The organism is Flavobacterium sp. K5-23 (genome assembly GCF_023278045.1).
Lineage (GTDB): Bacteria > Bacteroidota > Bacteroidia > Flavobacteriales > Flavobacteriaceae > Flavobacterium.
On sequence record NZ_CP056783.1, the window covers coordinates 3,392,773 to 3,406,105 of the forward strand.

The 13,333-nt window shown below is 31.9% G+C and carries 12 protein-coding genes; 1 reads left to right on the top strand and 11 read right to left on the bottom strand.

The window, feature by feature from the left end; genetic code table 11:
- Positions 1 to 744 precede the first annotated feature (744 nt).
- On the top strand, positions 745 to 1,275 hold the full coding sequence (locus FLAK523_RS14720) for a hypothetical protein (protein WP_248904871.1): 531 nt from the start codon (positions 745 to 747) through the stop codon (positions 1,273 to 1,275).
- Positions 1,276 to 1,346: 71 nt separating this feature from the next.
- Here the strand turns inward: FLAK523_RS14720 and FLAK523_RS14725 are convergent, their stop codons facing one another.
- From FLAK523_RS14725 to tgt, 11 genes are all read right to left on the bottom strand, one after another.
- Positions 1,347 to 2,021, bottom strand: a complete 675-nt coding sequence (locus FLAK523_RS14725) for a response regulator transcription factor (RefSeq protein ID WP_248904874.1) — start codon at positions 2,019 to 2,021, stop codon at positions 1,347 to 1,349.
- 3 nt (positions 2,022 to 2,024) lie between these two features.
- The gene (locus FLAK523_RS14730; protein ID WP_248904876.1) at positions 2,025 to 2,816 is read right to left on the bottom strand and encodes a sensor histidine kinase; all 792 of its coding nucleotides are present in this window, start codon (positions 2,814 to 2,816) and stop codon (positions 2,025 to 2,027) included.
- Positions 2,813 to 3,457 (bottom strand): hypothetical protein, encoded by a 645-nt coding sequence (locus tag FLAK523_RS14735; RefSeq protein WP_248904878.1) that lies wholly within the window; start codon positions 3,455 to 3,457, stop codon positions 2,813 to 2,815. Before FLAK523_RS14735 ends, FLAK523_RS14730 begins: the two co-directional genes overlap by 4 nt.
- Positions 3,457 to 3,861 (bottom strand): hypothetical protein, encoded by a 405-nt coding sequence (locus tag FLAK523_RS14740; RefSeq protein ID WP_248904880.1) that lies wholly within the window; start codon positions 3,859 to 3,861, stop codon positions 3,457 to 3,459. The genes FLAK523_RS14735 and FLAK523_RS14740 overlap by 1 nt, the downstream gene beginning before the upstream one ends.
- Positions 3,862 to 4,213: 352 nt before the next feature.
- Positions 4,214 to 5,758 carry a replicative DNA helicase gene (gene dnaB / locus FLAK523_RS14745; RefSeq protein ID WP_248904882.1) on the bottom strand — a complete coding sequence of 515 codons (1,545 nt, stop codon included), beginning with the start codon at positions 5,756 to 5,758 and terminating at the stop codon, positions 4,214 to 4,216.
- 140 nt (positions 5,759 to 5,898) lie between these two features.
- Complete coding sequence (locus FLAK523_RS14750) at positions 5,899 to 6,852, bottom strand: acetyl-CoA carboxylase carboxyltransferase subunit alpha (RefSeq protein WP_248908103.1); 954 nt, start codon at positions 6,850 to 6,852, stop codon at positions 5,899 to 5,901.
- 174 nt (positions 6,853 to 7,026) lie between these two features.
- Positions 7,027 to 7,617, bottom strand: coding sequence for a dual specificity protein phosphatase family protein (locus FLAK523_RS14755; RefSeq protein WP_248904885.1), 591 nt, complete (start codon positions 7,615 to 7,617; stop codon positions 7,027 to 7,029).
- Between the two features lie 39 nt (positions 7,618 to 7,656).
- Positions 7,657 to 9,588 carry an LTA synthase family protein gene (locus tag FLAK523_RS14760; protein ID WP_248904887.1) on the bottom strand — a complete coding sequence of 644 codons (1,932 nt, stop codon included), beginning with the start codon at positions 9,586 to 9,588 and terminating at the stop codon, positions 7,657 to 7,659.
- A gap of 138 nt (positions 9,589 to 9,726) precedes the next feature.
- Positions 9,727 to 10,611: a DMT family transporter gene (locus tag FLAK523_RS14765; RefSeq protein ID WP_248904888.1), complete on the bottom strand. Its 885-nt coding sequence runs from the start codon at positions 10,609 to 10,611 to the stop codon at positions 9,727 to 9,729.
- Positions 10,598 to 11,686 carry an LptF/LptG family permease gene (locus tag FLAK523_RS14770; RefSeq protein ID WP_248904890.1) on the bottom strand — a complete coding sequence of 363 codons (1,089 nt, stop codon included), beginning with the start codon at positions 11,684 to 11,686 and terminating at the stop codon, positions 10,598 to 10,600. Before FLAK523_RS14770 ends, FLAK523_RS14765 begins: the two co-directional genes overlap by 14 nt.
- Before the next feature lie 106 nt (positions 11,687 to 11,792).
- The gene (tgt, locus tag FLAK523_RS14775; protein ID WP_248904892.1) at positions 11,793 to 12,923 is read right to left on the bottom strand and encodes a tRNA guanosine(34) transglycosylase Tgt; all 1,131 of its coding nucleotides are present in this window, start codon (positions 12,921 to 12,923) and stop codon (positions 11,793 to 11,795) included.
- Positions 12,924 to 13,333 lie beyond the last annotated feature (410 nt).

Genomic DNA, 13,333 nt, shown 5'->3' on the forward strand with positions numbered 1-13,333 from the left:
CATTCTATAGTAAGATTAGTACTCGTGAAAATCAAGTAAAAAACCAGAACTCTATAAAGATGCACTTCTACAGTATAAAAATTATAATTCAAGTAAAAACACGTATATACACATTAGCTACAATTCTTAAATTTGTGTATGTTATTTTAATAAAAGTAAAAATGAAAATTTTAATAATGAAATCTAATAATAATAATAATCCATTTAATGGTTTTATGCTACTTAAAAAATCTGGCGCCTTATTGTTAGTGCTACTTATTATTGTTTTTTACATTTTGTCATATCATTTGCATTTTTCTTAAATTAAAAAAAGATTAGAAAAACGATTAATATCCTTAAAAAACATTTAAAGCAAATTTCAAGATTTCCGAATCCTACTAATGAAATTACCTATAGACCCAAACTATAGAACAGTTCTTTAAATTCAATAAAAACTCCAAAAAACAGTCTCGAAAAGGCAATTGGAGTTCCAAATTTTTTAAACTCCAAATTAAAAACCACAGGAAATTGTAACTAGTTTTAAACTAATACATAAAAAAAGCCTATGATTCAAATATTAAAAAGAGGCCATAATCCCGATTTTTTATAAAAAGCGCAATAAATCAGGGCTTGAGCCAAAAAACCACACCATTTCACTTATTAACTAACCATTATATTATCGATTTATTCTGATATAATTGTATTGATACGGTTACAAATAAGTACGTATGAAAAGCGCGAAAAATTTACAAAACATCAATTATTATGAAAACATTTATTATTGCGTTGCTATTGGTAAGTATAATCAATACAACATATAGCCAAGAAGACAAATCAACTGAAGATGCAATAGCATCCCTAAAAATGGAAGAACTTCCTAGCGTTGTTATTAAAAGTGCCGGAAAAGATTTCTCAGTTTATTTACCAGATAACAACCCTGACAAAAATGTAAAAGCACTACAAAGAAAATTTATAGGATACCGTTTAGGAAAAGATTTCGAAGGTTATGACACATATTTAGTAATGATGGAATCCAAAAAGGGAACATTAGTGGCAAACTATAATGAAAACGGAAAATTAATTAGAGTAGTGGAAAATTATAAAAATGTAATACTTCCAAATGCTGTAATTTATTCTTTATTCAAAGAATATCCTGGTTGGGAAATTACAAATGACAAATTTATATTTTCACAAGAAGATGGTGATATAACTAAAAAAGAATATACAATCAAGATGAAAAAAGGGAAGGAAACAAGAAAAATTGTAGTCAAACCTGACGGAGAAATTAAAAAATAAATATCGTAAAAACGATATTCAAAAATAAGAACTGTCTATAATACATTAGACCGTTCTTATTTTTGCTTATACTATTTCAATAAATCCCCAAGAGTTACAATTCCATTCCTTATAGCAAAGACTACCAATCCAGCAATATTTCTAGATTCCGTTTTAAGCAATAAATTATTTCTATGTCCTTCAACTGTTCTAGGGCTTATAAAAAGAATTTCTCCAATTTCAACAGTCGTTTTTTGTAAACATATTAATTCTAGCACTTCATTTTCACGAGAGGTTAGAAAATTAGGGTCAAAAAAAGTTTTGGTGATTTTATTACTTGAAACTGTTTCATGAATAATTTTCATAACATCCTCATTGTAGTAAAAACCTCTTTCATTAACTTCCATAATTGTTATAACTAATTCTTCAGGAGTAGCGTTTTTCATTAAATAAGAAGCTGCTCCCACATTCATCATATTAACAATAAAAGATTTAGTATTGTAACTTGTTAAAGCAATTATCTTGATATTTGGATATTCATTATTAATGATTTTAGTAGCTTCAACTCCATTTAAAGATGGCATATTCAAATCCATAATAATAATATCAGGATGAATTATACTTTCTTTTAAGAATGTTAAAAGTTCATTCCCGTCTGAAGCTTCAAAAAATATTTCAATATTTTTTTCCCTTTCTAATAGAAAAGAAATCCCTTTACGAAAAAGAATTTCGTCATCAACTAAAATTATTTTGATACGATTATTCATAATTTAAAAATTAAAACCCACTTCTATTCCTTTATTAAAACTTGAATCAAAAACAATACTCCCTTCCAAAAAAGAAATCCTACTCTCAATATTTTTCATTCCAAGCCCGTTTTGATTTTGTTTGTCTTTCAAATCAAACCCACAACCATCATCCGAATATTTACAGTAATTCAATCCGTTTATATTTTCAAAAAGTATAGAAATGTTTTTAGCTTTTCCATGACGTATTGAATTATTTATCAATTCCTGTAGTACTCTAAAGATATGTAAATGTTTGTCCTTATCCAAATCATCAAACTGAACCTTATTTTGGTAGTTAACAACCACAGATTTGCTATTATTAAAATCCTGACACAATTCTTCGATGCCGGCATGAAGACCAAATTTATCTAAAACAGGAGGCAACAAATCATGGGCAATCCTTCTTGTACTATCTAATGCTTTTCCGGTAAGATCGATTATGTTCCCAGTAAATTCAGCAATTTCATTATCGGATAAATTTGGAGTTTTCAATAAATGGCTATTCAATGAAACAATATTGAGTTTAGAACTAATATCATCATGTAAATCTTGAGCTATACGTTTACGTTCTGCTTCTTGCGTAAGAATAACTGCTCGCAATTGTTCTTTTTGATGACTGATAACAAGATCCCTTTTCTCTAATTCCTTTTGGACAATTTTTTTTCTCGAAAAATAGAAAAACAAAACCAATACTATTCCCATCAAGAGAAAAGCGACACTACTATAGATTATTACTTCTATTAATTCCCCTTCTAGAATTACTTCTTTCTTCATAAACTTTTCTGATCTTTTCTTTTATAAAAACTTTGTTTCCATTCCACTAGAATAAAGAGTTGATAAATTATATATAAAAAGGCATTTAGGATCCATGGAATTTTATTTAATTTAGGGCTTAGGCTCGTCATCAAATTTCCCACTAAAAATAAAATACAGCTTCCTGATAAATATAAAAGTATCCCCATATTAATATAATAGAAATCCCTATTTTCAGTTGTTAGTTGGTTATAAAAATAAAATGCTGCATAAGCAACCAATAAAATAGAAGTTAGTATTATTTCGAACAGATTGAACTTTAAAAAAGCTTCCGGTTCCTTGATATATTGAAATGCTATAATTAATAAACCTATAATTAAGCCCCCCTTCACTATCTTTCTCTGGAAATCTACTTTTTTTAATATATTTAAGTAAAAAATACTCAATACGACAAACTGTCCAATGAAATAAAAGTGCGATAGAAATAGATTGTTTCTTTTCTGTTGAATTAAAATTTCCGCCAAAATTTGAACTACAAAAACCAATCCTAAGTAAAAAACAAATATTTTATAAGCTTTCCCTTGATTGGAAAATCTTATAAAAAAAAGGACTAAATTCAATAATAAAATCAGATATCCAATATATGCAAGTAATTGATTCATTAATTCCTAGTCATTAAAGGACTTGACGGGTCACAGTCAGTTGGACAAGGTCTTGTAAAATCATAAATATCGTCTTCAACGGGATTTGCGTCACCAACCCCAACGGTAATCATATCTTCATAAATTTTAGTTTCGGGGTTGAATTTAGTACCCACAATCATCAATTTCTCGACATTGTTATCATCCACACCTATATAAGCTCTTACAGCATCAACGCCTTCAGCCAATACCTCCAACAAATCAACTTTGGGAATCAAAAAAGCATTCAAATTATGATGTTTATTGTAATTCCCTTCTTTTTTCTTCCAACGTTTAGCCCATTTTTGAGCTGTTTCTAGAGAAATGGCATTAACACTATTTTTCACTCTTTGTATATTGTTTTCTTCTGTGGTTTCTTTGTGCATAATTATTCAGGTTTTGGTTATATAAATTTTTCTGCAAATTATAAATATAAAGTATGCCAAGTTACTGTTTTATTTTATGTTTTAAGAAGAAAAATAAAGTCCCTAATAAAAACAAAAACCTATGATAATAGCATAATTACAATACAGTAAGCATAAATTCCACTTAGTTATCATATTAATATTATCAACAATAAAATATATTAGAAGATTTTTCAGGCAAAAAAACAAATAATCAATTCAACAACACATTCTGGAACTGATATCCACTCAAACTTCACTTTCAAATCTTCAAAACACCATTAAATACAGCCATAAAAAAATCCGCTATAAAAGCGGATTTCAAAATCATTTATTAGAAAGGCATATCACTGTCGTCCTCTTCATCATTAAAATTACTTCCAAAAGCTTCATGAGCTGAAGGAAGATTTTTAGTTATGAATGGATTATCATCCTGATTCATAGAAGAAGGTAAATCATCATAATTACCACTAAAATCATCTAGATTGTCAAATTTACCCAGATGACCAATGAATTTCAAACGTACGTTTTCAATACCACCATTACGGTGTTTTGCTATCATTATTTCCGCTTGTCCTGCAGTAGGAGAAGCTTCGTCATCATCCCATTCATCAATCTTATAATATTCTGGACGATATAAAAAGGATACAATATCTGCATCTTGCTCAATCGCACCCGATTCACGAAGGTCAGAAAGTAAAGGTCTTTTACTCGATCCACGTGTTTCAACAGCACGCGATAACTGAGAAAGCGCTATTACGGGAACGTTCAATTCCTTTGCCAGGGCTTTCAAATTTCGAGAGATAGTAGAAATTTCCTGTTCACGGTTTCCTCCCCCTTTTCCATTACCACCGGCAGTCATCAACTGCAAATAATCAATAATAATAATTTTAATTCCGTGTTGCGAAACTAAACGACGACACTTAGCCCTTAAATCAAAAATTGAAAGTGATGGAGTATCATCAATAAAAAGTGGTGCTTTTTCTAAGTTTTTAACTTTAGTACTCAACATTGTCCACTCGTGTGGCTCTAGTTTTCCTGTTCTTAATTTTTCTGAAGACAATCCTGTTTCAGACGATATTAAACGGGTAATTAATTGGACTGAAGCCATCTCTAAAGAGAATAAAGCAACAGGATGTCCAAAATCAATCGCAATGTTTCTAGCCATAGAAAGTACGAATGCCGTTTTTCCCATCGCTGGTCTCGCTGCAATGATAATTAAATCACTTGGTTGCCAACCAGAAGTAAGCTTATCCAAAAGAGTAAATCCAGTTTCTACACCACTCAGTCCTTCTTGCTTGCTAATTTCTTCAATTCTCTTTTTGGCTTGCAATACTAAACTTTGGGCTGTTTCAGAACTTCTCTTAATATTCCCTTGAGTAACCTCGTATAATTTAGATTCCGCTTGATCTAATAAATCAAACACATCAGTTGTTTCGTCATAAGAAGCTTCAATAATCTCAGATGAAATACGAATCAAACTTCTTTGAATAAATTTTTGAAGAATTATTCTAGAGTGAAATTCGATATGAGCAGAAGAGGAAACCTTTTGAGTCAATTGAATTAAATAAAAATCTCCACCTGCAATTTCCAGTTTTCCGTTTTTTCTTAACTGAGCTGAAACCGTTAATAAATCAATAGGCTGTGTTTCAGTAAAAAGTTCTACAATGGCTTCAAAAATATATTTATGCCCATCTTTATAAAAAGCATCTGCTTGTAAAATATCAATTACATCATCGACCCCTTTTTTATCAATCATCATTGCTCCAAGAACCGCCTCTTCTAATTCTAAAACCTGAGGAGGTAACTTACCCTTTTCCAGGCTTATAATAGTAGATTTGTCGACCTTAAAAGGACTAATGTTTTTGAAGTTTTCCATAAAGCGAAAGTAACATAAAATTAAAAAAAAACACTATTGAGTTATTACTAAAAAATGTTTATAAGTAGTAAGCTTTTGTTTATAAGCCAAAAAAAATCCGAAACTGTAAGGCTTCGGATTTATATAATAAAAGTAAGAATTTACTCTTTGAATTCTCCCATATTACTGTATTTATCCATTCTTTGAGCGACTAAATCTTTTGTTGATAAGTCTTTCAATTCATTGAACCCTTTCATAATATACTCCTTAACAGTTTCAAAAGTGGTTTCTCTATCGTAATGAGCTCCCCCTAATGGTTCAGGTATAATGTCATCAACTAATTTTTGTCTTTTCATATCAGCTGAAGTCAGTTTTAAAGCATCGGCTGCTTGCTCTTTAAAATCCCAACTTTTCCATAAAATTGAAGAACAAGATTCAGGTGAAATTACAGAATACCAAGTGTTTTCTAACATGTATACTTTATCTCCCACACCTATTCCTAATGCACCACCTGAAGCACCTTCACCTACAATGATAGAAATAATAGGCACTTTAAGCAAAGTCATTTCAAATATGTTCCTTGCAATAGCTTCACCTTGTCCGCGTTCTTCTGCTTCAAGTCCAGGATAAGCACCCGGAGTATCTATAAGAGTCAAAACGGGAATACCAAACTTCTCTGCCATTTTCATCAAACGCAAAGCTTTACGATATCCTTCAGGATTTGCCATCCCAAAATTTCTATATTGACGTGTTTTAGTATTGTATCCTTTTTGTTGACCAACAATCATAAATGACTGCCCGCCAATTTTTCCTAAACCACCTATCATGGCTTTGTCATCTTTGAAACCTCTATCACCGTGAAGCTCTAAAAAAGTATCGCCACATAGTGCTCTAACATAATCTAGAGTATAAGGTCTATTAGGATGTCTTGACAATTGAACACGTTGCCATGCTGTCAAGTTCTTATAAATCTTCTTTTTAGTTTCTTCTAATTTTTTGTTGATTTGCTTACAAGTGTTTGTAACATCAACATCTGATTCTTGACCAATGACCAGACATTTATCTAACTGATCTTCTAGATCTTTTATCGGAAGCTCAAAATCTAAATATTCCATAGGATTTGTGCGTTTTTGTTTTAGTTTTTGTTTTGGAGATGCAAATATAAATATTAAATCATTCAAGAAGCTAATAATTTTCTAATTTAAACCTTAAAAAGATTCAAATAATAACTAAATAGCAACTTTAAAAACAGGCTTTTCAGACACTAATAAACAGTATTTAACTCGATATCAATTCTTTACCCCAGCTGTTTCTTTACGCGGTATATACGCTTTTAAATACTCTCCTTTTGGAGTTCCGTCATCAAATGAACTAAACTTCACTAATGTTCTAACACCTTGACGCGCTTCTTCATTCTTGAAATTTTCGTATTCTATTCGATACAAAGCCGAATACATTTCGGCTCTTCCCGTACCGTGATAACAGTGTATTAGAACTGGATAGTTATCTTTATCATCCATAATTTTAAAGAAAGTATCCAGGTTTTTTTGATTTGGCACTTGATCAGAACCATTATTAAAATATCTTACTCCTTTAATTTTTGCTACAGCATCCTGTTCTGCTGTAAGTTCAGTAGGGATTTCAGGATTATTTACTAAATCAGCAGTTCCAGGAAACCTCAAATCAACTATCGATTTTATATTATACTTCTTTACATAGCTTTCTATTTCATCCGGCGGAATAACACCTGATTTGTATACTTTCCCTTCAGTAATCGTTTCAAAATTATGATTGATATTCATATCATACACATATTTTGCCACGAAAATCAACACCAATGCCAGTAAAGAAAAGCCAATTATTTTTTTATTAATCTTCATATTATATTTTATTTATTTTTCAATTTAATACTCTAAGAACTATTTAGCGTATAGTTTTCTATCCACTATTCGATCCATATAATCTTGTATGAAAGCTTTGCAATTCAATTCTACAGCATCCATTTCAGGATTTCTGTTTTTAATCAAATTATGTTTTAATGCTTTATCGTCTTTATCGTAAAAACCAAGTGCATTTTTACCATCAAATGTACATATATAATTCCCTTTAGAAAATTGGTATATATTTCCCGTGGAATTTATCACAAAAGGCTCACTTGATTTCTTGTCTAATAAACTTCTCCCCCAACTCCTAAAAGGTTTCTCATACCCTATCATATCTAAGATAGTAGGATAAATGTCTATTTGTTGCGCTAAATCAGTATCAACGCCTACGTACTTACTATTGGGCTGATAAATCAATATAGGAACCGCATAACGGTTGATAGGTTTTCTATATTCGTCATAAAATATTTGGTTACAATGATCAGCTACAATAACAAAAATAGTATTAGAAAACCAAGCTTCTTTTTTAGCACTGTCAAAAAACTGTTTTAATGCAAAGTCAGTATATTCAACGCATTTATGCATGGGAACTCCTCCTTCATGAAAAGTCTTTTTATATTTATCAGGTATGATATATGGTTCGTGAGAGGAAACGGTAAATGCCGAAGCAAAAAACGGCCCTTTCTTTTTATCCAATGTTTTCTTCATGTACTGTAGAAATGGTTCGTCCCATATTCCCCAAAATCCATCAAATTGACTATCATCATTAAACTCTGTTCTTCCGTAATAATTATCAATCCCCAGGATATTACTAAATCCTAGAAATCCCATCGATCCATTGGCAGCACCGTGAAAAAAAGAAGTGTCATATCCTTCACTTTTCAATACTGAAACGATTGATTCTATTTTTTGTTTTGGATAAGGAGAAGACGTAAAAGCATCTTTAAAAGACGGTATTCCAGATAAAACTGATGACATTCCATGAATTGATTGTCTCCCATTTGCATAACCATTTGTATAAATCATACTGTGTTGTGACAAAGAATCTAAAAATGGAGCGTGGCTTTTATAATTTGGGATGTTTGCGTCTTTATTAAAAGCGCCAATATATTCACGCCCGTAGCTTTCTAGAATAAGAACAACCACATTAGGTTTAGATTTAGGATTGTTATGGTAGCTTTTTATAGGCTGCACTAAACTTGCAATCACTTGTTGATTTACATCAGGGTAAGAAGTCTTTAAAAAACTATTGCTAAACAAAGTTCTAATTATAGAAAACGGAGTGTTTAAAACAATATCCGAATGTACGATGTTCTTCACATGACGGCTAGCGTCCAAAAGATTAATAGGTCGGGTTGATTTCTTAAAATCACCGCCACGAATTCCTCCAATAACCATAGTCACTACAAACAAGAAACCAACAGTTGAAAATCCTAAATACGGAATGTGTTTTAAAGGATTAAAATCCTGAACCACTACTTTTTTATAGAGATATATCCATAGCGTTGACAGAGCTAGAAACAATACAAATACATGCCAATACTCAATTAGAAAATTACTAAATAGTATTACTTTATTCGTCTCGTGTTCTAATACGTTCATAACTGCCGTAGTTGTACGAGCAAATGTGAATTTATAGTAAATGAAATCTATAAAATTTGTGGCATAGGCCAAAAGGTTTGTAAAAAAATACAAGTAGAAAAGAAATTTCTGATATCCTTTATTTGTGTTTTTATAAAAGGGTAGTATCGAAAAAACGATAAACAAAATATTAACGTAAAGTATAGCAGTTGTATCAAAGGCCAAACCATAATAACTTAAAGACATAAAATCAGAAACTGACTCTACTCTAAGTAAATCTGAATTGTATAGGTAAAATAAAATTCGGGAGATGAAGTAAAAAAAGTAAGCTAATAAAAGCCTAAATCCCAGTACTTTGTATTCGTTTAAGCGCAAGTGTTTTTGCATTCCTTGGTTTTTAATTAGTAAAACTTTGCAAAGGTATTGTATTTATTTTGTTTCCGATTGTTAAATTAAACACAAATATAAGTTGTTGTATATCAGTAGATTAACATTCGAAAAGACAATATTTAATTTTGCTTTTGGTTATTCAACTCTTTTTTGTCTATGCTTGATAATTCCGTTTAGGATAACAGTTAGGATAATGATAAAAGCACCTATGTAAAAAGAAGTGCTCATCTTTTCTTTCCCGCCAATGATATAATACGCTAATACTATGCCATAAACTGGTTCTAGGTTAGTGGTAAGCATAACGGTATAAGGACTTAGCTTCTCCATAACCTTTACTGATGCTGTAAAAGCATAAGCCGTACATACTGAAGCCAGTAACAAAATCAGCATCCAATTGTTTAATGTCAAAACAAAGAAGTCTAAAGAGAATTTATTTTGTGTTAAAAAGTAAAGCGTTATAAAAAACACCCCAGCCACAAACTCATAAAAAGTGATTACTGAGGAATCGTGATCCAATATTAATTTTCCATTAAAAAGAGTAAACAACACTCCAAGAATTATAGAAACTAAGGCATATAGCATTCCCTCAAGGTAATTTACCTCAACTTTCATAATCATTCCCAGCCCAGCTATGATGATTAGACCAAAAAACACTTCATACCAAAGTATCTTTCGACCATAAAATAACGGTTCTAATAAAGACGCAAAAAAAGCTCCCAATGAAAAAACCGAAAGTGTAATGGAAACATTAGAAATATGAATGGCGTGGAAAAAGAATATCCAATGCAAAGCAATCAATAAACCCACAAAAATAAGTTTAAGTAAGGATTTCATTGGGATAAGGAATGACTTTTTCTTAAACACAATAAAAAACAGTAGAAATACAGCAGCAAAAAGCATTCGATACCAAACTAAAGCATCAGCAGTAATGGTAATTAAAGCGCCTAATATGGCAGTGAATCCCCAGATAAAAACAATTAAATGAAGATTTAAATAACTTTTAAATTTATCGTTTTGCATTTCGTAATAAAAATATCGCCAATATCCCAAAAACAACATTGGGAAACCAAACGGCAATTAAAGGTGAGAAAGTGGATTTTTCGGCTAGTACTCCAAAAATTTTATCAAAAAAGACAAACCCAAAAGCAATAGCAATTCCTATGGTTAAATTCATTCCCATTCCGCCTCTACGTTTCATTGCAGATACTGAAACGGCAATAATGGTAAGAATAAATGCTGAAACAGGAACTGAGAATTTTTTATACAATACCACCATATATACATTGATATTTGAGGAACCGCGTTTTTTCTCCTTATCAATAAACTTATATAATTTATTTAAACTAAGGGTTTCCGCTATATATACCACTGGAGTCAAATCTTCTAAATCAAAACTGAACTTGGCTTTTTTCTCAGCCTCTTTTTCAATTTTATCCCCAAGTTCCCCCACCGTTCTTTTAGTATAATCATACATGGTATAAGTACTATCCTTTGGGTTCCATTTTATTCTACTTGCCGTAATTTTAGATTCTAATTTCTCCTTATTGAATTTTTCTAAAACAAAATTAAAAGCGGTTTTAGATTCCGTATTAAAGCTATTTACATATAAAAACTCGTTCTCACTTATTTGTCGATACACATCAGTATTATCGCCACGCATTGCTTCTTTCCCTCCGGTTTTCAGGTAGGTATACCTAAAATTATTGAACCCTTCACTCGATACCGGAACAACGTAAAAACCCATTAATAATACAAAAACAGATATAAGGGAAGCACCAATGATATAAGGCCTTAAAAAACGGGTAAACGATATTCCCGAGCCAAGAATGGCAATGATTTCCGTATTATTAGCCAACTTTGAGGTAAACCAAATAATGGATAAAAACAGGAAAATGGGAAACAAGGAATTGGCAAAATAAATCGTGAAATGATAATAATAAACCACAATATCCCAAAAAGGAACTTTATGCTCTATCATAAAATTAATCTTTTCAGACACATCAATGATAATCCCAATAGGTATAAACAGCAACAACATAGCCGAAAAAGTGGCTAAATATCTTTTCAGAATGTACTTGTCTATTATTGTTAGCATTTAAAAAGGTTTAAGGTTTAAGGTTTAAAAGTTTAAAGTTCAAGACGATTGCAAATACATTCACACCGTTTTAAACTTTAAACTAAAAAAACTTTAAACATTTTTTTTATAATCTCTGGTTCATATTTTTAACCATCATATCTTTCCAGGTTCTAAAATCACCGGCGATAATGTGTTTTCTAGCCTCACGAACAAGCCACATATAGAAACCAAGGTTGTGAATCGTTGCGATTTGTTTCCCTAGGTATTCATTTGCAGCAAACAGGTGACGTAAATACGCTTTGGTATACTCTGTATCCACATAAGTAAGTGCCATTTCGTCAATAGGCGAAAAGTCATCAGCCCATTTTTTATTCTTGATATTGATCGTACCGTTAGCGGTAAACAACATACCGTTTCTAGCGTTACGCGTAGGCATCACACAGTCAAACATATCAATTCCCAGTGCAATGTTTTCCAAAATATTGATAGGTGTTCCCACTCCCATTAAGTAACGGGGTTTGTCCTCTGGCAAAATTTCACAAACCACTTCGGTCATTGCGTACATTTCCTCCGCAGGTTCCCCTACTGATAGTCCACCAATAGCGTTTCCTACTTGGTTTGAATTCGCAATATATTCGGCTGATTGTTGACGCAAGTCTTTGTAACAACTTCCTTGAACAATTGGGAAAAAAGCTTGGTCGTAACCATATTTCATAGGCACCTTCTCCAAATGATTCACACATCGGTCAAGCCAACGGTGGGTCATTTTCATCGAGCGCTTCGCGTAATTATAATCACAAGGATATGGTGTACACTCATCAAAAGCCATAATAATATCGGCACCTATGGTACGCTGAATTTCCATAACATTCTCAGGTGTAAACACGTGGTATGAACCGTCAATATGCGATTTGAATCGAACTCCTTCTTCCTTAATCTTACGGTTAGCCGAAAGTGAATACACTTGGTATCCACCTGAATCCGTCAAAATATTACGGTCCCAGTTCATAAATTTATGCAATCCACCCGCTTTTTCAAGAATTTCCGTTTGAGGACGCAAGTATAAATGGTAGGTGTTTCCCAGGATAATATCTGGGTTTATATCTTCTTTTAGCTCTCTTTGGTGCACCCCTTTAACCGAGGCAACAGTCCCAACAGGCATAAAAATTGGTGTTTCAATAACACCGTGATCTGTAGTAATGCTTCCCGCTCTAGCTTTAGTATGCGGGTCTTTTTGTAATAAATCAAACTTCATAATACCGTTTTTCTACCGATTGTTCGGCGGGCAAAGATAGGTTAATTTGAAAACCTCATCAAATATTTTTTTTTATTCTAATTGAAATAAAAAAGAGGGCTCCTAACCACCAAATTTCAAATAACACTCCGGAAGAAAACTAGAGAATTAGATATATAAAAATGTTTTAATATTTCCTTTTGGGCGTGTCCTCCGCAAAAAGCTACGGTCAGGCTATTCGCTTTATCTTTCTGTCGCTAAAGAAGCGCCATAAAGGATACCGCTGCTATCCTTCACGCGAAACACTACATTCAATGATAAAAAACCATAAAATAAAAGCTACAAATATCACTTTGAAAAATGTTTTGTCTTACTTTTTTTATAAATTCGCTGAATGATAGTAGTGTCATCTATACACAAATGCAAATAAA